The sequence below is a fragment of the Xanthomonas sp. NCPPB 1754 genome, assembly GCF_041475725.2.
Taxonomy (GTDB): domain Bacteria; phylum Pseudomonadota; class Gammaproteobacteria; order Xanthomonadales; family Xanthomonadaceae; genus Xanthomonas; species Xanthomonas euvesicatoria.
The window spans coordinates 913,662-934,491 of sequence record NZ_CM192982.1 but is presented as its reverse complement, the minus strand read 5'-3'; the positions used below and the strand labels follow the sequence as shown (position 1 = coordinate 934,491).

Here is a 20,830-nt window from a genome sequence, read left to right as displayed (position 1 = left end):
AGATTGCAACGGCCACGTGGTTCCCTGATTTTTGCGACCAATCGCGCCGTTGGCGCCCAACCCCGCGCCCAGATTGCTGGCCCGCTGCAGTGAATACGTATGCACAACCCCCATGCTGCGCCGCGATGCGCGCTTAGCATCACCGCGCGCTGCACGCCGTGCGCGCGCTTTCCGGAACAGGGGCCGGAAGCCTTGATGCGGGCATCGCGCACTGCGCGTCGGCCTGCGCTTACCACTGGAGATCGATCCGATGCGCAACACGCCTGCTCATGCCCCACCTTCCCTGATACAACGCGGTGCACGTCTCTTACTGACCGCGTTGGTCCTGCTGCTGACCACCGCCAACGCGCAGGCCGATGTCATCCTGCATGCCTTCAACTGGCCGTATGCCACCGTCGAAGCGCGCGCCAAGCAGATTGCCGATGCCGGCTATCGCAAGGTGCTGGTCGCCCCCGCGTACCGCTCCGAAGGAAGTGCCTGGTGGGCGCGCTATCAACCCCAGGACATCCGCCTGATCGACAACCCGCTCGGCGACACCGCTGCATTCAAGAAGATGGTCCAGGCGCTGGCCAACAACGGCGTGGAAACCTATGCCGACATCGTGTTCAACCACATGGCCAACGAAGCGGCCACGCGTTCGGATCTCAATTACCCGGGCAGCGCGGTGCTGTCGCAGTACGCTGCAAACCCCGGCCGTTACGATTCGCTGCGTCTGTTCGGCACGCTGCAGTCAAACTTCCTCAGCGCCAGCGATTTCGGCCCGGCGCAATGCATCAGCAACTACAACGACGCCTACCAGGTGCGTAATTACCGCATTTGCGGCGGCGGCAGCGATCCAGGCCTGCCGGATCTCGTGGGCAACGACTGGGTGGTGCAGCAACAGCGCGCCTATCTGCAGGCGCTCAAGAGCATTGGCGTGACCGGCTTCCGGGTGGATGCGGCCAAGCACATGACCTTCGACCATCTCAACCGCGTCTTCGATGCCGGCATCCGCTCGGGTGTGTATGTCTTCGGTGAAGTGATTACCGGCGGCGGTACTGGCAATGGCGATTACGACCAGTTCCTGGCGCCGTATCTGCAATCCACGCCGCATGCAGCCTACGACTTTCCGTTGTTCAATGCGGTGCGCAATGCGTTCGCCATCGGCGCCAGCATGCAGCAGCTGGTGGACCCCGCCGCGTCCGGACAGGCATTGCCGGGCAATCGCGCCGTGACCTTTGCAGTGACCCACGACATTCCCAACAACGCCGGCTTCCGCTACGCAATTCTCGACCCGGTGGATGAGACGCTGGCCTACGCATACCTGATCGGTCGCAACGGCGGCATGCCGATGATCTATACCGACAACAACGAAAGCGGCGACAACCGCTGGGTCAACGCCTATCTCCGCGACGACCTGCGCCGCATGATCGGCTTCCATAACGGCGTGCAGGGCACCGACATGCAGGTCTTGTCGTCCAGCTCCTGCCATATCCTGTTCCGTCGCGGCAGCCTGGGCATCGTGGGCATCAACAAGTGCGGCAACCCGGTCACCACCACGGTGGGAATGAACAACAGCGTGTTGTACTGGAATGCCGACTACGTGGACGCGTTGGGCTCGGGCAACGTGGTGCGCATTTCCAGCAGCTCGTACACTTTTACCCTGCCGGCGCGCGGGGCGCGCATGTGGCGCCGCTGAGCAGCCACCACAGCATGGCGGTGGCACTACCTTGCAGTGCTCCCATCGTTTGAAATGGTGACTGGCGCGTCGGCGTGCGACGTTGCACGCCACGCCGCAGTGCGATCAAGGCGAAGCCCCCGACGCAAACCGGCGTATGGGGGCTTCGTTGCCTCTACGTGCTGGCGCCGATCGACTGCACCAGGATGCCGCGGGGTGCAGTACACGCCCACTCGCATCGATGGACCGCCAACACGCCTTGCAGTCGGCCCGTTTCCTGCGCACCGCGCACCGCGGTGGGCGGACGACGCTGGCAGCGGCGCACGATTGTGTGCCCCGAACCCCGCTTCCATCGATCGCAGTCGGCCGCAGGACCGCTGGCATTGACCAGCGGTGTTCACCGTTGGCGAGCGGCAGAACGACTTACCAGGCGAACGCTGCGGTGACCTGGCGTGCGCCGAGCATGAACGCATCTGCCACGTGTACGAACGGTGCAATATCCACTTCCGATTGGCCCGCGCGTACCAGCTGCACGAAGCGCCCGTACAAGCCGTCGTATTCGCTGGACGCTGGCAGCGCCTTAAGTTGCCCATCGATGCTCAACTTGGCCCCGCCTTCGCTGAGCATGAGCAGGCCCGCGGTGGTTTCCACTTCGATGTCCCAGCGCTGGTGGCCGGTCTGCAGGAAATCGAATTCGGCCGTTACCGGGAGTCCTGCGGTGTCGACGAATGCGAGCCTGGCATACAGCGGCGCCTGGCGGTTTTCCGGGGTATGCAGCTCGGCGTCGCGCAGCGCCAAGCTGCGCGGCAGCAGATGGGTCGCGATGGAGAGCGCATTGATGCCGGGGTCGAACACCCCCATGCCGCCAGGTTCCAGAATCCAGTCCTGGCCTGGATGCCAGTGGCGAATGTCTTCCTTCCAGGTGATGTGCGCGCGCACGAGTTGCTTGTCGGCCAACCATGCACGGGCAGGCTCGACACCGGCTGCGCAACGCGAATGCCAGCTGGTGAACAGGCTACGTTGCGCACGCTGCGCCACGTCCTGCAGGTCATGAATTTCGGCGAGCGTGGCGGCCGGCGGCTTCTCCAGAAACACATGGCGGCCGGCCATCAACGCGGCCTGCGCCAATGCGTGCCGTCCGACCGGTGGCGTGCACAAGGCCACCGCTTCGATCTGCGGCTGGGCGGCAAATGCGTCTTCCAGGGTGTGATAGGCAGGCACACCGTCGACCGTGCCATGCCGGCTCACGGTGGCCACCAGCTGCACATCGTCGCGCGCGGCGATGGTCGGCACGTGCTGGTCGCGGGCGATCTTGCCGATCCCGACAAGGGCGATACGCAATGCGTCTGGATGCTTCATCGAAACCTTCGTGCTGGTAGGGGTGGCCCGATGCGAACGCCTGCACGCACACTGCCTGGCCAATGCTGCAGCGGCGCGATGCGGAGAACGCACGCGACAGCGCAGTGTACGGTCAGCGTGCAGCCCACTGCGAGACATCGCTCCTGCTTGTTTTGCTATACCTGTATGCCAGCCGCTGCCTATCCGGCCTGCTCAGTTGCGCCACGAAGGCAATGCGCGACGGCTGCAGATGTTGCCGGCGTGGCGGTTGGAATTGGCGGTACTCGACCACACGCCACTAGCCTCTTTTGCAGCATGCGATTGACGCCGGCGCGCGTGCAGATCAGCATCGCTGCCGGCACGCCGATGTGCCGTCGCCATCGAAGGCTGCACCGATGTTGCAGCACGTTTCGCTGGGCGTTCGTACGATCGGGATATCCGCCGAATTTTTCGACGCAACGCTGGGTGCGCTTGGCTATGTGCGGGTGTGGTCCGATCTGGAGCCAGGCACGCTCGACCAGGCGGTCGGCGATGGCAGGCCCGGTGGCGAGGATTGCCTGGCGTTGAAACAACGCCAGGCAACGCAATGTGCCCCGGGGGTCGGATTCCATCTGGCATTTGCCGCTACCGACGCGTCCACCGTGGACGCGTTTCACCGAGCCGCGCTACGGCACGGCGGTCACTGCAATGGCGCACCCGGCTTGCGACCGGCTTATGGCGATGACTATTACGCCGCGTTCGTCATCGACCCGGACGGCCACCACATCGAAGGGGTGGTCGACTGTACGCCGCCACGGTAACCAGCACCGCCGCTACGCAACGTTGGAATATCGGTGGATTAAGGCGCAGCGACAGCGAGCTCGCCATGCGCAGTGAAGGTCATGGCGCTGCCTGCGTCAGGAAGCGGTCGAAGTCGCCGATGTTCATGCTGCCCCAGCCCGACGCGAAGTCCCAACCGTAGCTCGCGTTGTATCCATCGCGATACAGGCCATTGCTGCCGACCACCACGTCATGGGCGCGCTGCGCATCGTGACGCTGGCTCGCGTACTGATAGATCTGCGGCGCAACGAAGCCCAGAGTGGGATGCGACTGCAACAGCCGGGCGATATAGCCGGCGAAGGTCGGGGTGGCGGCACTGGTCCCCCACACATACCAGGCAGCCTCGTTCCCTTGCGCATCGGTGCCGCGGATCTGCGCACTGCTGTAGAACGAGCCATTGAAGCTGACGTCGGGCACAGCGCGGTAGCCGGAGGCCGTCTGCCCCGGCAGCAGGGTGCGCTGCCACTGCGGCGCATAGGCAATCTTGCTGAGGCCGCCCTGGCTGAGGTGGCGGCCGACACCGGCATTCCAGACGCGCTCGGAGGCGTAGCTGCCGGGGTTGCCGCCCTGGGTCAGCAACTCGGTGGCGCCCACCGCAATCGCGTAGCGGTGCGAGGCCGGCCAACCGACCTGGCGCAGGTCCGGGCGCCCCGCCAGCGTGTCGTAATAAGGCGCGTTGGCGCGTGCGCTCAGCGGCAGGTAGACGCCGTCGTCGCCGCTGCAGATCAGGAAGTTCTGCCCCTGACGCACCGCCTTGGTCAGGCTTGCGTCCATGGCCTGGAAGACCGCGTCGTTGACCTGGATTTCCTGCCCATAGATCGACATGCTGACCACGCGGGCCAGATTGTCGTCGGCCGCGCGCGCCATGCCATCGATCATGCTCTTCCAGGAAAAGTCCGGGATGTTGTAGATGATCAGGCGCTTCAACCCGCCGGCGCTGCCGACCAGCAACTGGGTATCCATGTCCCACTCGACTTCCGAATCCTTGCTGGCGGCATCGGACTGGTAACCCGGCGCGCTAGGGTCGCCCACCGTCACCACCGTGACCGGGGTGTGCAGGCCGTGCAGGTCCTGGAGCTCTGCAGCCGCGCGAGGGTATTTTCCAGATTGCCGGCGGCAATGACCGCACCGACGATATCGCTGGCCGGTGCCAGCGTATCGGCGCCGTACGCGCTATTGAGCTCTTCGATGCTGTGGCGCACGACTTCTGCGCCGCCGCTGTTGGCGGCCGTCACGGCGCTGCTGTTCAACAACGATGTGCGCGCGGCGCCCAGCGGCGCCCAGTGCGGGGTGACCCTGGCGCCGGCCGTGCCGTCCAGGCCAACCACACCTTGCACCACCGCCTGCAAGCCGGCCGGCACTGCGACCGTGCCCTGCGCAGCGGCAACGCCGAGGCGGCCATCGGCACTCACTGCACGCAGCGGGGTGCCAAGGGCAGCCTGCAATGCCGCCGCTGTCGCGCGAACCTGCAGCAGGCGGCCATCGATGGCCGGGCGTACATCGGTGATGCCATACCGGCTCAGATAGGCCTTGACCTGTGCGATATCGCGGGTGGAAGCAGCCGATGCGCGTGCCAGTTGGCCGCGCAACACCGGATCGCCGCCATCGCGGGTCAACCACTGCTCCACCGCCGCTTGTTGCTGACGCATGGTCACCTGCGGCTTGAGCACCAATCCCACCTGCAGGATGCGTTGCGGCGCCAGCGCGCCACCGACGGCGAGTTGCGCAGGTGCCTGTTCGGCTGCCTGCGCGACACCGGTCATACCCAGCGCGACGGCGCAAGCCAGGACGGCCTGAGAGAAAGAGCGCGTCATCATTCGTGTGCCGCCATTGATCGTGAGTTAACAGGCTGCGGATTCTCACGAGGCGGCAGTGGTTTCAGGCGCAACAGTGCGAACTCTGTGTGCGTAAAACGATGCGGCCGCGAACTGCCACGCGAACCTCGTGCCGAGGTAGCTGTGCGATTGCGCGGTGGCGCGGCCGGCGCTTGTCGATCGCCGGGCGCACGGCGCCTGCAGCCGCTGGCGCCGAGCTGGTTGAGGCCAGTGGCTACGTGCTACATCTCCAGCACCACCTTGCCCAGGTGACTGCCCTGCTCCAGGTAACGATGCGCCGCAGCCGCTTCGCTCAGCGGGAAGCACTTGTCGAGCAGTACGCGCAGCTTGCCCTGCTCGATCCATGGCCACACCACGCGCTCCACTTCCGCCGCCAGCCGGGCTTTTTCGTCTGCATTGCGCGGGCGTAGCGTCGAGCCGGTGATGACCGCCTGCTTGCGCATCAGCACCGGAATCGGCACCTCGATGGTGGCGCCGGCCTGCGAGGCGATGTAGACGATGCGTCCGCGCGGGTTGAGCGCTTCCAGGGTGTCGGCGAAGACCGCAGCGCCCACCATGTCGAGCGCAACATCCACGCCGCCGTGCGCCTTGGCCACCTCGACAAACGACGCAGTGGTCGAATCGATCGCCACATCGGCGCCCAACTCGCGCGCCTGTGCCGCCTTGCTGGCCGAGCGCGCGGTGGCCAGCACGTGCGCGCCCGCCGCCTTGGCCATCTGGATCGCCGTGACGCCGATGCCCGAGGTCGCACCATGCAACAGCAGCCATTGGCCTGCCGCGAGCCGGCCGTGTTCGAACAGATTGGCATAGGCAGTGAAGATGGTTTCCGGTAACGCGGCGGCGTGCACCAGATCCATGCCGGCGGGAATGGGCAGTACGTGACGCGCATCGACGGCGGCGTATTGCGCGTAGCCACCGCCACCCAGCAGCGCGCACACGCGCTCGCCCACCTTCCAGCGACCAGCCGGCTCGACGATTTCGCCGGCGATTTCCAGCCCCAGCGTTTCCGGCGCGCCAGGTGGCGGCGGGTAGTGCCCGGCGCGTTGCAGCAGATCCGGGCGATTGATGCCGGCGGCATGCACGCGGATCAGCACCTGCCCCGGTGCCGGACGCGGGCGCGGTTGTTCGGTGGCGTACAGCGCGTCGGCGTCGCCCTTGCCATCGCGGATGGCGATGGCGGTCATCGTGGTATCGCTCATGAAAGCGCTCCATGGAAAGTGCGCCCAGTGTAGGCGTGCAGGCGTCAACGCCCGGCGCAGATGCACCCACGGTTTCCAGCAGGTATTGCCACGGCAGCGGCAAGCCAGCGATGGTGGGTCTTCGACAACGCCGCGGTGCTGCGTAATGTTCGAAGGACACCATGCGCATGGACAAGCGGTCTTCGCCAACCTCTTCCTGCATGTCGCATTGCAGCCCAATGCAACGAAACGCTTGCGCTCACCGAATGCGCCGCAACTTCAAACAGGCAAGCGGCGCGCGATTGCAACAACCCAGCCCCAGAACCGGATGCGATTGACCGCAAGCAACCCCAACCAGGCAGATGCTGCGCGGCCGCCCGCATCACGGTATCCCGGCCTATGCTGGTGCCTTGCTGACCACCAGGAGTCGCCATGCAACTGTCATGCAATGCGCGTGTCATCGCCGTCTGCGTGTTCGCACTGGTCGCGAGCACGCAGGTCAGCGCGGCGCAGGTGCGCATTGCGCAGGAAGCAGACGGCTACCGCCTGTTGGTGGATGGCGCTCCCTTCGTGATCAAGGGTGCCGGCCTGGGCAATGGCAGCATGGAAACGCTGGCCGCACGCGGCGGCAACGCGTTGCGCACCTGGCGCGTGGATCCGGACCCGCAACGCCAGCGCGCCCTGCTCGATCGCGCACAAGGCAACGGCCTGAAAGTGGCGGTCGGCATCGAGGTCGGCAACCAGCGGCATGGCTTCGATTACGACGATGCAACGGCAGTGAAACAGCAACTGCAACGCATCCTTGCGCAGGTACGGCAATCGGCGGCGCATCCGGCGGTGCTGATGTGGGTGGTCGGTAACGAGCTCAATCTGGATTACACCAATCCCAAGGTCTGGAATGCGGTCGGCGAGATCGCCGAGGCGATCCATGCCATCGACCCGGATCATCCGGTCACCACCACGCTGGCCGGTTTCGACAAGCAACTCATCGACCAACTCAAGACGCGCGCGCCGGCACTGGACCTGATCGCCGTGCAGCTCTACGGCGATATCGCAGCGCTCCCGCAAAAGCTGCACGAGAGCGGTTGGCGCGGCCCTTACGTGGTCACCGAATGGGGCCCCACCGGGCACTGGGAATCGCCGACCACCTCGTGGGGCGCACCGATCGAAGACGACAGCACGCGCAAGGCGCTATTGCTGGAACAGCGCTACCGCAGCGACATCGCCAGCGACACCCGCCAGGGGCTGGGCTCGTTCGTGTTCCTGTGGGGCGACAAGCAGGAGCGCACGCCCACCTGGTATGGCCTGTTCCTGTCTTCGGGCGAGGCCACGCCCAGCGTGGACACATTGCAATTGCTGTGGACCGGCCAATGGCCAGCCACCCGGGCGCCCACGGTAGCGGCGCTCACGCTGGCTGGCCAACGCGCCGCCGACAGCGTGAGCCTTCGCCCAGGCCAGGCCGTGACCGCACGCATTCGTGCCAGCGGCGCATCCGTACTGCGCTACGACTGGCACGTGCGCAGCGAAAGCACCGCGCGCAGCATCGGGGGCGACCCCGAGACGTTGCCACCGCTGGTCGATGCCGCCATTGCGCCGAACCGCGTGCCCGGTGGTCGCAACGGCGCACGCGCTACGGGCGAGGAGGTGCGTTTGGTCGCACCCCAGCCGGGCAATTACCGCTTGTTTGTGGAAGTGCGCGATAACGCCGGCCGCGCCGGCTATGCCAACCTGCCATTCCGCGTGCTGCCGCCCTCACCGGCCCTGCGACAGTGCGCATCGGAACCGTCGCAATCTGATATGCATTCATCGCGATGAAGCGATATTATCGCCAGACGATCCGCCGGAACCGCCGCGATGACGCATCTCAGTTTCGAGTTCTACCCGCCCAAGACCGATGATCAGCGCGCGCAACTGGACCGCACTGCAGCCAGGTTGAAAGGCTACGCGCCGGAGTACGTGTCGTGCACCTTCGGCGCCGGCGGCTCCACGCTCAGCTACACCTCCGAAACGGTACGCCACCTCAAGCAGAAGCATGGCTTCGAAGCGGCGCCGCACCTGTCCTGCGTCGGCGGCAGCCGGCAGGAAATCCGCGAGCTGCTCAAGCTGTATCGCGCCATCGGTTGCACCCGCATCGTTGCGCTGCGTGGCGACCTGCCGTCGGGCATGGGCCATCCCGGGGACCTGCGTTACGCCTCGGACCTGATCGCCTTCATCCGCGCCGAGCACGGCGCCGCGTTCCGGATCGAAGTCGGCGCCTATCCGGAAACCCATCCGCAGGCGGCCGACGCGCTCAGCGACCTGCGCTATTTCAAGGCCAAGGTCGATGCCGGCGCCGATGCGGCCATTACCCAGTATTTCTACAACGCCGATGCCTACTTTCATTTCCGCGACGCAGTGCAGCGGATGGGCATGGAGATACCGATCATTCCCGGCATCATGCCGATCTCCAATTTCTCGCAGCTGCGGCGGTTTTCCGAGCAATGCGGCGCAGAGATCCCACGCTGGATCGGCAAGAAGATGCAGTCCTACGGCGACGACGCCGACGCAGTGCGCGCCTTCGGCGCAGAGGTCGTGGCGGCCTTGTGCCAGCGCCTGATCGCAGGTGGCGCGCCGGCATTGCATTTCTACACCCTCAATCTGGCCAAGCCGACCACGCAGGTGTTGCAGCTGCTCGGACGCTGAGCACCTGCTTCGCATTCCAGTCGTCGCCCTCGCACACCCGCGCGCATGCATGTCGCCAGCTCACGCTTACCCGGCTACGCTGCGCCGATGCATCGCCTTCTGCCCCTGCTGTTCTTGCTCTGCGCCTGTCCCGCCGCGCGCGTGCAGGCGCAGGAAATCCATCGCTGCGTCGCGCCGGACGGGCAAACCCTGTTCACCGACCGGCGCTGCGAAGACGTCGGCGCGGCCAGCCGCGCACCGCCTGCCATCCGCCCGCAGGGCGATACCGGCCTGTATCGCTACGGCTGCCCGCGGCGGCTGAGCGAACTGGTGTCGTTGCTGCAATTGGCGGTGGACAGCCGCGACGTCAACCGCCTGTCCAGCCTGTACCTGTGGAGCGGTCAATCCGATGCCGCCGCCAATCAGGTGCTGAGCCGGCTGGAAGCCATCGTGCAGCGCCCGTTGCTGGATATCGTGCCGATGTATCCGCAAAGCGACACCCCCACCTGGGACGCCGACACCACCGCGCCCACATTGTCGCTGGATGGCAGCGCCATCGACGCGCCACTGCCTACCCCGCCCAGCCGCCCGCGCCCCTGGGGACTGCGGCTGGAACAGAACCTCGCCAGCGGCACGCCGGCGCGCAGCGTGCTGCGGCTACGCAGGCAATACAACTGCTTCTGGGTGACGTTCTAGCAGCGTATGCGTGGCATCCGGCGGCGCGGGATCACCGCAGGACCGCTGCACGCCGCAACAGGGATCGAAGGCATTGCGCTGGCGGTTCGGCCGTCAGACGCTGCGGTGCGCTCATTGCGGCCAGAGCGCGCGGATCGCCGCGATACCCTGCGCACCATGCGAGCGCGCCTGACGCACATCTTCGCCCTGCATGCCGCCGAGCGCGTAGATCGGCAGCCAGACCTGTTCGCGCAAGGTCTCGAAACCGTCCCAGCCGATCGGTGTGGCGCCCGGATGCGACGCGGTCGCCTGCACCGGGCCCAGCACCGCAAAGTCGCAGCCGATCCGTTGGGCGTGGCGCAGGTCGTCCAAGCCATGGCACGACGCAGCCACGAGTCGGTCTGCAGGCAGCGGGCGTTCCTGCAGACCGGCCAGCTGCTCCGATCCCAGGTGCACGCCAATACCCAGATCCGCAGCCAGCGCGATATCGCGATTGAGCAACAGTTGCGCACGCGCGCGACCACGCAGGCGCATCACCTGCTGCAACAACGCCTGCCAACGCGCCGGCGCAAGCTGCCGCGCACGCAGCTGGATCCGGGTGATCCCGTTGTGCAATGCGAGCTCCAGGCCCTCCAGCCAGCGCGCCTCTTCCTCCGGCTCGGGCGTGATCAGGTAACGGTCGGGCTGCCGTAGCGCGCCCACCACCGGCACGTCGGCCGGCGGCATCGAATAGCGGGCCAGCTTGTCTGCCGCCACCCAGGTCATGGCCTGGCCTTCGCGGCCGCGCGGGCTGCCTTTCCAGCTCGTGATATGACGTACTTCCAGGCGCAGCCGCTTGTCCGGATAGAGCTGCGGCACTTCCATCACCCAATCGCCCACCTGCGCCTCGATGCCGAGCTCTTCGTTGAGCTCGCGCACCAACGCTTGTTCGGAGGTCTCGCCAGGCTCGCGCTTGCCGCCCGGAAATTCCCACAGGCCAGGCATGTCGCGCGTTTCGGTGCGGCGGGTCAGCAAGATGCGCCCGCGGGGGTCGGTGATCACGCCGGCAACGACGTGAATGGATCGAAGAGAATCAGGCATGGCGGCAAGAGTGCCGCGAGTGAGCGGTACAGCGCAATGAGGCCGGGATCGGAGATTCGGGATTTGCTAACGCAGGCGTTGCGCAGGCATTGCCAATCCCCAATCCCAAATCTCCGCCTCGGAGCAACAGATCAACGCCGCACTTACCGCTTAACCTCGTAGCCCGCAAAGCATCGCGATAATTCCGAAAGCAAAGCCCCCCTTGGTAAGGGGGGCGCGCCGAAGGCGCAGGGGATTGGAATCAGCGCCGTGAGCCCGCTATCGGCAACGCGGATAGCGGGTGAGCAGCCCGCAAAGCGGGCTGCTCCACGGTCAACTCAGCCTCAGCTGAGTTGACCGTGGCAGTGCTTGTACTTCTTGCCGCTGCCGCACGGGCATGGGTCGTTGCGGCCCACCTTGGGTTCGTCGCGGGTGACCTGCGACACCGGCACAGGCGCGTTGCCGCCCTGCATCTGCTCCACTTCCTCCTCGGCGCCGTAGCCACCCACATCCTGGTGCTGGAATTGCGAGGCCATCAAGCGCGCCTGCGCCTGGAGACGTTCCTGCTCTTCCAGTTCGGCCACTTCTTCTTCGCTGCGAATGCGCACGCGCGCCAGCAGATTGATCACCTCGCGCTTGACGTTCTCCAGCATCTCGGAGAACAGCTCGAAGGCTTCCTTCTTGTATTCCTGCTTGGGCTGCTTCTGCGCGTAACCGCGCAGGTAGATGCCCTGGCGCAGGTAATCCATCTTGGCCAGATGCTCCTTCCAGCCCTGGTCGAGCACGGTCAGCATCACGTGCTTTTCCAGCGCGCGCATGGTGTCCGCGCCGATGGCAGCTTCCTTCTCGGCGAAGTGCGCATCCACCGCTGTCTGCACCTTGGCGGCGATCTGCTCGGCGTCGATTTCTTCCTGCGCACGCACCATGTCCGTCAGCGACAAGGTCATGCCCAGCTCCGACTCCAGCGTGGCTTCCAGGCCCTTCAGATCCCACTGTTCGTCGACCGAATTGGGCGGCACGAAGCGTGCGACCAGGTCGTAGATCACATCGCCGCGAATCCCGTCGACGTTGTCCTTGACCGACTCGGCGTCCAGCAATTCATCGCGCTGGGCGTAGATCACCTTGCGCTGATCGTTGTTGACGTCGTCGAAATCCAGCAGGTTCTTGCGGATGTCGAAGTTGTGCGCTTCCACCTTGCGTTGCGCCTTTTCGATCTGCCGGCTGACCAGGCGGTCTTCGATGACGTCGTCTTCCTTCATGCCCATCATGCGCATCGCCTTCTGGACCCAGTCCGAGGCGAAGATGCGCATCAGGTTGTCTTCCAGCGACAGATAGAAGCGCGACGAACCCGGGTCGCCCTGACGACCGGCACGGCCACGCAGCTGGTTGTCGATACGCCGCGATTCGTGGCGTTCGGTACCGATGATATGCAGGCCGCCTGCCGCCTTGACCGCGTCATGACGACGCTGCCATTCGGTCTTGATCTTGAAGCGCGCATCTTCGCTGGCGTCTTCGCCGAGGGCGTGATACTCCGATTCCAACGAGCCGCCCAGCACGATATCGGTACCGCGACCGGCCATATTGGTGGCGATGGTCACCGCGCCCGGCTGGCCGGCGTTGGCCACGATGGTCGCTTCGCGCTCGTGCTGCTTGGCGTTGAGCACTTCGTGCTTGACCCCGGCCTTGCGCAGGTGCTCGGACAGCATCTCCGAGGTCTCGATCGAGGTGGTTCCCACCAGCACCGGCTGGCCGCGCTTGGCGCAATCTTCGATGTCGGCCAGCACCGCGTTGAACTTGCCCTTGCGGTTGAGGAACACCTGGTCCGGATGGTCCTTGCGCACGGTCGGGCGGTTGGTCGGAATCACCACCACTTCCAGGCCGTAGATGCTCTGGAATTCGTAGGCTTCGGTATCGGCCGTACCGGTCATGCCGGACAGCTTCTTGTACATGCGGAACAGGTTCTGGAAGGTGATGCTGGCCAGGGTCTGGTTCTCGCGCTGGACCGGCACGCCTTCCTTCGCTTCGACCGCCTGGTGCAGGCCATCCGACCAGCGACGCCCGGACAGCGTGCGGCCGGTGAATTCGTCCACGATCACCACTTCGCCATCGCGCACGATGTAATCCACATCGCGCTGATAGATGGCATGCGCGCGCAGCGCCGCGTTGAGGTGATGCACAACGCTCAGGTTCTGCGCGGCATACAGCCCGTCTTCGGCGTTTTCCAGGATGCCGGCCTGCAACAGCAACTCTTCGGCGTGGCCCATGCCCGCCTCGGACAGATGCACCTGCTTGCCCTTTTCGTCGATCCAGAAATCGCCTTCGCCTTCTTCGCTTTCCTGCCTGGTCAGCTGCGGCACGATGCGATTGACGCGGATGTACAGCTCCGGCGATTCGTCGGCCGGGCCTGAGATGATCAGCGGGGTGCGCGCTTCGTCGATCAGGATCGAGTCGACTTCGTCGACGATCGCGTAATGCAGGTTGCGCTGGTAACGGTCTGCGCGCGACAGCGCCATGTTGTCGCGCAGGTAATCGAAGCCGAATTCGTTGTTGGTGCCGTAGGTGATGTCGGCGCCGTAGGCCTCGCGCTTGTCGCTATGCGGCATGCCCGGGTACACCACGCCCACGCTCAGGCCCAGCCAGTTGTACAGCTTGCCCATCTGCGCGGCGTCGCGGCGCGCCAGGTAGTCGTTGACCGTGACCACGTGCACGCCCTCGCCCTGCAGCGCATTGAGGTACACCGGCAGCGTGGCCACCAGGGTCTTGCCTTCGCCGGTGCGCATCTCGGCGATCTTGCCCAGGTGCAACACCATGCCGCCGATCAGCTGCACGTCGTAATGGCGCATGCCCAGCACGCGTCGGCTGGCCTCGCGGCATACCGCGAAGGCTTCGGGAAGAATCTTGTCCAGGGACTCGCCGGCGGCAAGCCGCTGCTTGAACTCCGGAGTCTTGGCTTGCAGCTCGGCGTCGGAGAGCTTCTCGATCGTCGGCTCCAGCGCATTGATCTGGGTGACGAGGCGGTTGAGCTGGCGCAGCTGGCGTTCGTTACGACTGCCAAAGACACGGGTAAGCAGACTGTTGATCATTGAAGAAACCGGTTGGAAAGGAACGGTTTGACCGACGCCGGTCCCCACAGACCCGACCGCCGTAAACGAAACAGGGCGCACTGCGCCCTGTCGATGGCAACACCCTATTGTAGCTTGGGGCGGGCCTTCACGAATCAAGCGCGGCCCGCGCCCCCGTCAACCGCGCCGCTGACGTCCCACCGGCGTGGCTTCGCCCAGGAATTTGCGCGGATTGACCACGCGCCCATCCGCCCAGACCTCGAAATGCACGTGTGCACCGGTGGAGCGGCCGCTGGAACCGGCACGCGCGACCTGCTGGCCGGCGCGCACCAGATCGCCCACCTTCACCACCAGGCGCGAGTTGTGCGCGTAGCGGGTCACATAGCCATTGCCGTGATCCACTTCGACCACGTTGCCGTAACCGCCGCGTACGCCGGCGTAGCTGACCACGCCATCGGCCACCGACAGCACCGGGTCGCCCACGTTGGCATGGAAGTCCACGCCCTTGTGGAAGGCCGAACCACCGTCGAACGGATCGGCGCGGCCGCCGAAACCGGAGGTGATGTAGGTGTTGCGGATCGGCATCCGCGAGGGCACCGAATTCTGCTCCAGCTGATGATCGAACATCAGCGAGGCCAGCACGTTCAATTGCTGGCCGGAGGCGGAGAACTGCTGCTCCACTTGCCCGAGCGTCTCCTTGAGGTCTTTCACCGGCATGTCGCTGACCGGCTCATCGCCGCCACCGACGCCGACCGGCTCGTCGAAGTCGAACTCGCCGTCCTTCAACTTGCCCATTTCGGTCAGGCGCTCGCCCAACGCGTTGAGGCGGGTGGCTTGCGCCTGCAGCTCGCCCAGCCGGGCGGCCAGTGCATTGACCTGCGCCTGCGAGGCGCGCTGCGCCTGGGCCAGCTCGGCCTGCTGCTGCGCAACCTTGGCCTGCAGCGCCGAATTGGTCACCATGCCGGTGGCGGTGCTGGCACCGACGCCGATCAACATGCCCAGGCCCAATACCGCGCCAAGCACCACCATCGGTCGATCCGCTGCAAAGTCCTGGAACTGTCGGGCCACACGCTGCGCCCGGGTCTGCCGCGATTTGATTACAACTTTTTTCAACGCCATATGAGTGTCATGTCCAAGCCCAAGTCCAACGCACGCAACCCTTCCACTCCACAACCGGCCATCGAGGCCGCGCTGGGGGAAAAGGCTGGCGACCCCTTGCGCCGAGCCTTGTGGCTCGATGCGCTGGACCGGCAGTTGCGCCCCCTGTTACCACCTCATCTGGCGACCCGTTGCCGGTTGGCCAATGTCCGAGGCGAACAGCTCGTTTTTCTGGTGGATTCGCCGGTCTGGCATGCCAAGGTGCGGCTTGCCGAAACCCAAATCCTGGATGCCGCCCGATCCGTCGGACTGAAGGCCACCGCGGTGACCGTCAAGACCGCAACCGTGCCGCTGCATTCCCCAACGCAGCAGAACCGCGACCGTCCCAAACCTGTTTCCGAGGCGACGCACAAAGGCTTGCGCGACGCGTTGGCTTCTCTGCAGGACGTGTTACCGACCAAACGGTGAAGCCATGCCGCCCATCCGGAGCGGCCGCCAGTGCGTGAAAGCGTTGCGAAGACCGCACACGACCCGACGCATCCTAGCGGGCATGTGGCCCGCAGGAGTTAGAGAAGTCTTAAATAAATGTTAAGAACGGGCCGGAAATCCGACCTAGTTCACACCTTGAACGCCAACCAGGGCATTCCCTGACATCAGGCGTAGACAGGACTGGCGTAGGTGACCGGCGGTTGTTCGGTGCCTTCCGGGAAGCTGACCCATTCCCAGGCGGCCTGGTCGGCCAGGAGCGCACGCACCAGTTTGTTGTTGAGGGCGTGGCCGGACTTGAAGCCTTCGTAGGCGCCGAGGATGGCGCCGCCAGCCAGATACAGGTCGCCGATGGCGTCCAGAATCTTGTGCCGCACGAATTCGTTGGTGTAGCGCAGGCCGTCTTCGTTGAGCACTCGGAACTCGTCCAGCACGATGGCGTTGTCCATCGAACCGCCCAGGCCCAGATTGCGCTCGCGCATGTACTCGAGGTCGCGCATGAAACCGAAGGTGCGCGCGCGCGAAATTTCCTTGACGTACGCCGAGGTGGAGAACTCGATTTCCTGGCGCGACTGCTTGGCCGGAATCATCGGGTGATTGAATTCGATGGTGAAGCCGAGCTTGTAGCCCTCGTAGGGCTCAAAACGCGCCACCTTGTCGCCGTCGCGCACTTCTACCGTCTGCTTGATCCGGATGAAGCGCTTGGGCTTGCTCTGTTCGACGATGCCTGCCGACTGCAGCAGGAACACGAACGGGCCGGACGAGCCGTCCATGATCGGCAACTCGGCCGAAGACAGCTCGACGATGACGTTGTCCACACCCAGGCCCGCCAATGCGGACATCAGATGTTCGACGGTCTGGATCTTGGCGCCGTTGCAGGTCAGCCCGGTGCACAGCGTGGTCTCGGTGACCAGTTCGGCATCTGCGGGGACTTCGACGACCGGTTCCAGGTCCACCCGTCGGAACACCACGCCATGATCGACCGGAGCCGGCCGTAACGTCATGTACACCTTGTCGCCGCTGTGCAGGCCGACGCCGGTGGCGCGAATGGTGTTCTTGAGAGTGCGTTGCTGGGTCATATGCGAAGTCTGGATGAACAATGCAGACAGACGCTGAACCGACTGTCTAATCGCTGAGATTATCCGAATTTTAACAAGTCGCGCGTGACGGCAACCGTAATCAGTCAGTCACGCGATAACAAAAGCTGCCGGATCGGCACCGATCCGGCAGGAATGACATGACATGGCAGTGCAACCCGAAGCGGGCCCCGGGCGGGACGGGCTGCGTCACCGTAGCAACGCAGCCGACGATCCTCAGTCGGCCTGGCGGCGCAGGAACGCCGGGATATCCAGATAATCGTTGGGCAGGTCCGCCGCCGGCGTCGAGGAGCCGCCGCCGTTGTGGCTGCCGCTGCCGACCGAGTCGCTGCTCGGACGGCGCAGGCCCAGCCCCATGCTGCCACCGACGGCCTTGGACACCGCATCGCCGCTGGTGGTGTCGAAGTCGCCGAATTCCGGCTGGCCGGTGGTGGCGTTACGCACCAGCTTGATCGGCGCGCGCTGGTCCGGACGCTGGGCCTGGCGTGCAACCGCGCGGTTCAGGCCGGTGGCCACCACGGTCACGCGCACTTCGTCCTGCATGTCCGGGTCGAGCACGGTACCGACGACCACGGTGGCATCTTCCGACGCGAACGCTTCGATGGTGCGGCCGATCTCGTCGAACTCGGACATGGTGAAGTCCGGGCCGGCGGTGATGTTGACCAGGATGCCGTTGGCACCGGCCAGGTTCACGTCGTCCAGCAGCGGGTTCTGGATGGCGGCTTCGGCAGCGGCCTGCGCGCGATCGTCGCCGCGTGCCGAACCGGTGCCCATCATGGCCAGGCCCATTTCCGACATCACGGTGCGCACGTCGGCGAAGTCGACGTTGATCAGGCCCGGACGCACGATCAGGTCGGCGATACCCTGCACGGCGCCCTGCAGCACGTCGTTGGCAGCGCGGAACGCCTGGATCATGGTGGCGTTGCGGCCCAGCACGGTGATCAGCTTTTCATTGGGAATGGTGATCAGCGAATCGCAATGCTGGCTCAGTTCCTCGATGCCCTTCAGCGCCACCTGCATGCGGCGACGGCCTTCGAACGGGAACGGCTTGGTGACCACGGCCACGGTCAGGATGCCCATTTCCTTGGCCAGCTGCGCAACCACCGGTGCCGCACCGGTACCGGTGCCGCCGCCCATGCCGGCGGTGATGAAGACCATGTCCGCACCCTGCAGCGCGTCCATGATGCGCTCGCGATCTTCCAGCGCGGCCTGACGGCCGACTTCCGGATTCGCGCCTGCGCCCAGGCCCTTGGTGACGTTGGTGCCGAGCTGCAGCTGCAGCTTGGCGCCGCAGTTCTTGATGGCCTGCGAGTCGGTATTGGCGGTGATGAATTCCACGCCGTCGACGTTGGTGTTGACCATGTGCGCAACGGCATTGCCACCGCCGCCGCCGACGCCAACCACCTTGATGACCGCGTTGGGAGCCATTTTTTCAATCAGTTCGAAATGTGCCATGTCAGTGTCCTCTTGAGCCGGGATTGGGGAATGGGGATTGGGGATTCGCACAAGCGAGGGTCCCTGCCCACTCCGCACCACGGCGAGTGTTGTTGTTTGAAAGTCGGGATTCGTGTGCCGGGGCCGTAGATTCGCTGTTGCGCTCCACGGCTCGTGTCACCTACTCCTCGACGCAATGCCTGCAAATAATTTTATCGCCTACCTGCTCGCCGCTCTCTACTTAATCTTCGCAACCGCCGCCGCTTTGCCTTTCGCTCTTGCTCTTTCCAATCCCGAATCCCGACTCCCGAATCCCGGCATTCAGAATTCCCCGCGATACCAATTCTTCAATTTCTTGAACAAGCTGCCTGCGCGCCCGGTCGGAATCGATGGTCGGCGCGGGTGTTCGATCTGGCTGCCCATCAGCAGCAGGCCTACGCCGGAGGCGTGTACCGGGTTGCCGACGACTTCGCCCAGGCCGGTAACGTGCTGCGGAATGCCCACGCGCACCGGCATCTGCAACATTTCTTCGGCCAGTTCCACCACGCCTTCCATCTTCGAGGCACCGCCGGTAAGCACCATGCCGGCGCGCACCATTTCTTCGAAGCCCGAACGACGCAGTTCGGCCTGCACCATCTCGAAGATTTCCTCGTAACGGCCCTGCACCGCCTGCGCGAGTGCGTGGCGCGGCATGCGGCGCGGCGGGCGGTCGCCCACCGACGGCACCTGGATGCTTTCTTCGGCGGTGGCCAGCTGTGCCAGCGCGCAGGCGTAACGCACCTTGATCTGCTCGGCTTCCGGCGTCGGCGTGCGCAGCATGTGCGCAATGTCGTTGGTGACATGGTCACCGGCGATCGGCAACGAAGCGGTGTGGCAGATCGCGCCTTGCACGTACACCGCCAGATCGGTGGTACCGGCGCCGATGTCCACCAGCACCACGCCAAGCTCGCGTTCGTCGGCGGTCAGCACTGCGACCGACGACGCGAGCGAGGACAGCACCAGATCGTCGACCTGCAGGCCGCACTTCTGTACGCACTTGGTGATGTTGGCGGCTGCCGACTGCGCGCACACCACCAGGTGCGCATGCACCTCCAGGCGCACGCCGGTCATGCCGACCGGGTTGCGGATGCCTTCCTGCGAATCGTCCAGCACGTACTCGCGCGGAATCGCATGCAGGATGCGCTGGTCGGCCGGAATGGCCACCGCCTTGGCGGCATCGAGCACGCGCTCCAGATCGCTCCAGGTCACTTCGCCATCGCGGATCGGCACGATGCCGGGCGAGTTCTTGCACTGCACGTGGTTGCCGGAAATCGAGGCATACACCGAGCGGATCTCGCAGCCGGCCATCAGCTCGGCCTCTTCCACCGCACGCTGGATCGACTGCACGGTGGATTCGATGTCCACCACCACGCCGCGCTTGAGACCGCGCGATTCATGCGAACCGATGCCGATCACTTCGATCGGATTGCCGGGCGAGTATTCGCCGACCAGCGCAACGACCTTGGAGGTGCCGATGTCCAGTCCAACGATGAGGGATTTGTCGCCTTTGCGATTCATGTCTTAAAGCCGGGATTCGAGATTCGGGATACGGGATTGGGAAAACGCGGAAATGCCTGGGCGACGGGAGGTGCGGAAGGTGCTGCGCGATGCCGGGGCTGCGCTTTTTCCAATCCCGAATCCCCACTCTCCAATCGCTGCCGTTCGACGGTAAATCCGTTGGTGTAGCGCAGGTCGGCGCGGGCGATCGGGCGCTGTGGATCGGACAGCTGCGGCAGCACGCGGGCGAAGCGCTGCAGCCGTGCGCGTGCATCGTCGCGGCCGACCACGATCTGCACGCCATTGCTCAGCCCCAGCGACCAGCTGCCGCGCGCGTCCATTTCAAGACGCTCCACATCCAGCCCGGTCGGTGCGAACAGGGCGCGCGATTCGTTGTACAGCGCCACCACGTCCTGGGTCTTGCTGTCCGGCCCACCGAGCTGCGGCAACTTGAAATCCTTCAACAGCGGCGGGGTGCGAAACAGCCGGCCCTGCTCGGACAGCATGCGGTCGGTACCCCAGCGCGCGAACGGCTTGTGCTCGGTCACGTGCACTTCCAGCACATCCGGCCAGCGCTTGCGCACCTGCGCACTTTCCACCCACGGCAACCGCGCAATGGCGTCCTGTGCCTGCTGCAGTTTCACCGCGAAAAAGCCGGCACGCGCATACGGCAACACCACCGCACGCAACTCTTCGGCCGGCACCCGCTTGAAGTCGCCGGACACGCGCAACTTCGCCAATGGCCAGCGCTCGGCACCGACCCAGCCATTGAGCACGGCCACCACCGGCAGCGCGACCAACGCCAGCGCGAGCAACCAGGCCAGGATGCGCAGGGTGGCGTTCATTGGTGTGCTCCGCACACGGGATTCGGCATTGGGGATTGGAGATTCGTCAC

Annotated in this window: 15 protein-coding genes and 1 pseudogene; 6 read left to right on the top strand and 10 right to left on the bottom strand. The window is 65.0% G+C overall.

The genetic code is table 11. The annotated features are described in order from the left end of the window. The first annotated feature begins 250 nt into the window (after window positions 1–250). Window positions 251–1,678, top strand: coding sequence for an alpha-amylase family protein (locus tag ACCQ15_RS04075; RefSeq protein ID WP_046932400.1), 1,428 nt, complete (start codon window positions 251–253; stop codon window positions 1,676–1,678). Window positions 1,679–2,080: 402 nt separating this feature from the next. Here ACCQ15_RS04075 and ACCQ15_RS04070 read toward each other — a convergent pair whose 3' ends face one another. After that, a complete protein-coding gene (locus ACCQ15_RS04070; RefSeq protein ID WP_372172253.1) occupies window positions 2,081–3,016 on the bottom strand; it encodes a Gfo/Idh/MocA family protein in 936 nt (311 codons plus the stop codon). Window positions 3,017–3,390: 374 nt separating this feature from the next. Here ACCQ15_RS04070 and ACCQ15_RS04065 point away from each other — a divergent pair, with 374 nt between their 5' ends. Further along, window positions 3,391–3,795, top strand: coding sequence for a VOC family protein (locus ACCQ15_RS04065; RefSeq protein ID WP_372381240.1), 405 nt, complete (start codon window positions 3,391–3,393; stop codon window positions 3,793–3,795). 79 nt (window positions 3,796–3,874) lie between these two features. Here ACCQ15_RS04065 and ACCQ15_RS04060 read toward each other — a convergent pair. Next, window positions 3,875–5,631, bottom strand: a pseudogene (locus ACCQ15_RS04060) (S53 family peptidase). Between the two features lie 239 nt (window positions 5,632–5,870). Further along, window positions 5,871–6,848 carry an NAD(P)H-quinone oxidoreductase gene (locus tag ACCQ15_RS04055; protein ID WP_014089399.1) on the bottom strand — a complete coding sequence of 326 codons (978 nt, stop codon included), beginning with the start codon at window positions 6,846–6,848 and terminating at the stop codon, window positions 5,871–5,873. 411 nt (window positions 6,849–7,259) lie between these two features. Between ACCQ15_RS04055 and ACCQ15_RS04050 the strand changes: the two genes are divergently transcribed. Genes ACCQ15_RS04050 through ACCQ15_RS04040 form a run of 3 tightly spaced genes read left to right on the top strand, consistent with a single transcriptional unit; the run spans window position 7,260 to window position 10,184 of the window. Next, a complete protein-coding gene (locus tag ACCQ15_RS04050; RefSeq protein ID WP_372381239.1) occupies window positions 7,260–8,642 on the top strand; it encodes a glycoside hydrolase family 2 TIM barrel-domain containing protein in 1,383 nt (460 codons plus the stop codon). Window positions 8,643–8,681: 39 nt separating this feature from the next. Further along, window positions 8,682–9,509: a methylenetetrahydrofolate reductase [NAD(P)H] gene (gene metF / locus ACCQ15_RS04045; protein ID WP_218506738.1), complete on the top strand. Its 828-nt coding sequence runs from the start codon at window positions 8,682–8,684 to the stop codon at window positions 9,507–9,509. A gap of 45 nt (window positions 9,510–9,554) precedes the next feature. After that, window positions 9,555–10,184, top strand: coding sequence for a hypothetical protein (locus ACCQ15_RS04040; protein ID WP_372381238.1), 630 nt, complete (start codon window positions 9,555–9,557; stop codon window positions 10,182–10,184). Window positions 10,185–10,295: 111 nt separating this feature from the next. Here the strand turns inward: ACCQ15_RS04040 and ACCQ15_RS04035 are convergent, their stop codons facing one another. From ACCQ15_RS04035 to ACCQ15_RS04025, 3 genes are all read right to left on the bottom strand, one after another. Beyond that, on the bottom strand, window positions 10,296–11,243 hold the full coding sequence (locus ACCQ15_RS04035; RefSeq protein WP_277573148.1) for a Nudix family hydrolase: 948 nt from the start codon (window positions 11,241–11,243) through the stop codon (window positions 10,296–10,298). 323 nt (window positions 11,244–11,566) lie between these two features. Next, complete coding sequence (secA, locus tag ACCQ15_RS04030; protein ID WP_011346428.1) at window positions 11,567–14,305, bottom strand: preprotein translocase subunit SecA; 2,739 nt, start codon at window positions 14,303–14,305, stop codon at window positions 11,567–11,569. 156 nt (window positions 14,306–14,461) lie between these two features. Further along, window positions 14,462–15,403, bottom strand: coding sequence for a M23 family metallopeptidase (locus ACCQ15_RS04025; RefSeq protein WP_008571813.1), 942 nt, complete (start codon window positions 15,401–15,403; stop codon window positions 14,462–14,464). Between ACCQ15_RS04025 and ACCQ15_RS04020 the strand changes: the two genes are divergently transcribed. Then, window positions 15,404–15,850 (top strand): DciA family protein, encoded by a 447-nt coding sequence (locus ACCQ15_RS04020; protein WP_008571812.1) that lies wholly within the window; start codon window positions 15,404–15,406, stop codon window positions 15,848–15,850. Between the two features lie 185 nt (window positions 15,851–16,035). Here ACCQ15_RS04020 and lpxC read toward each other — a convergent pair whose 3' ends face one another. The 4 genes from lpxC to ACCQ15_RS04000 all read right to left on the bottom strand — a co-directional run bounded on the left by lpxC (window position 16,036) and on the right by ACCQ15_RS04000 (window position 20,780). Beyond that, a complete protein-coding gene (gene lpxC / locus ACCQ15_RS04015; RefSeq protein ID WP_011346426.1) occupies window positions 16,036–16,947 on the bottom strand; it encodes a UDP-3-O-acyl-N-acetylglucosamine deacetylase in 912 nt (303 codons plus the stop codon). Between the two features lie 234 nt (window positions 16,948–17,181). Beyond that, the gene (gene ftsZ, locus ACCQ15_RS04010; RefSeq protein WP_008571978.1) at window positions 17,182–18,420 is read right to left on the bottom strand and encodes a cell division protein FtsZ; all 1,239 of its coding nucleotides are present in this window, start codon (window positions 18,418–18,420) and stop codon (window positions 17,182–17,184) included. Between the two features lie 300 nt (window positions 18,421–18,720). Beyond that, window positions 18,721–19,956 (bottom strand): cell division protein FtsA, encoded by a 1,236-nt coding sequence (ftsA, locus tag ACCQ15_RS04005; protein ID WP_003485272.1) that lies wholly within the window; start codon window positions 19,954–19,956, stop codon window positions 18,721–18,723. Next, window positions 19,953–20,780: a cell division protein FtsQ/DivIB gene (locus ACCQ15_RS04000; RefSeq protein WP_071117963.1), complete on the bottom strand. Its 828-nt coding sequence runs from the start codon at window positions 20,778–20,780 to the stop codon at window positions 19,953–19,955. Before ACCQ15_RS04000 ends, ftsA begins: the two co-directional genes overlap by 4 nt. Window positions 20,781–20,830 lie beyond the last annotated feature (50 nt).

Excerpts from the sequence above, each read along its gene's own strand:
- ACCQ15_RS04025 (WP_008571813.1), bottom strand. The coding sequence starts at position 15,403 with ATGGCGTTGAAAAAAGTTGTAATCAAATCGCGGCAGACCCGGGCGCAG.
- metF (WP_218506738.1), top strand. The coding sequence starts at position 8,682 with ATGACGCATCTCAGTTTCGAGTTCTACCCGCCCAAGACCGATGATCAG.
- ACCQ15_RS04065 (WP_372381240.1), top strand. The coding sequence starts at position 3,391 with ATGTTGCAGCACGTTTCGCTGGGCGTTCGTACGATCGGGATATCCGCC.
- ftsA (WP_003485272.1), bottom strand. The coding sequence starts at position 19,956 with ATGAATCGCAAAGGCGACAAATCCCTCATCGTTGGACTGGACATCGGC.
- ACCQ15_RS04070 (WP_372172253.1), bottom strand. The coding sequence starts at position 3,016 with ATGAAGCATCCAGACGCATTGCGTATCGCCCTTGTCGGGATCGGCAAG.
- secA (WP_011346428.1), bottom strand. The coding sequence starts at position 14,305 with ATGATCAACAGTCTGCTTACCCGTGTCTTTGGCAGTCGTAACGAACGC.
- ACCQ15_RS04035 (WP_277573148.1), bottom strand. The coding sequence starts at position 11,243 with ATGCCTGATTCTCTTCGATCCATTCACGTCGTTGCCGGCGTGATCACC.
- ACCQ15_RS04075 (WP_046932400.1), top strand. The coding sequence starts at position 251 with ATGCGCAACACGCCTGCTCATGCCCCACCTTCCCTGATACAACGCGGT.
- lpxC (WP_011346426.1), bottom strand. The coding sequence starts at position 16,947 with ATGACCCAGCAACGCACTCTCAAGAACACCATTCGCGCCACCGGCGTC.
- ftsZ (WP_008571978.1), bottom strand. The coding sequence starts at position 18,420 with ATGGCACATTTCGAACTGATTGAAAAAATGGCTCCCAACGCGGTCATC.
- ACCQ15_RS04050 (WP_372381239.1), top strand. The coding sequence starts at position 7,260 with ATGCAACTGTCATGCAATGCGCGTGTCATCGCCGTCTGCGTGTTCGCA.
- ACCQ15_RS04055 (WP_014089399.1), bottom strand. The coding sequence starts at position 6,848 with ATGAGCGATACCACGATGACCGCCATCGCCATCCGCGATGGCAAGGGC.
- ACCQ15_RS04020 (WP_008571812.1), top strand. The coding sequence starts at position 15,404 with ATGAGTGTCATGTCCAAGCCCAAGTCCAACGCACGCAACCCTTCCACT.
- ACCQ15_RS04000 (WP_071117963.1), bottom strand. The coding sequence starts at position 20,780 with ATGAACGCCACCCTGCGCATCCTGGCCTGGTTGCTCGCGCTGGCGTTG.
- ACCQ15_RS04040 (WP_372381238.1), top strand. The coding sequence starts at position 9,555 with ATGCATGTCGCCAGCTCACGCTTACCCGGCTACGCTGCGCCGATGCAT.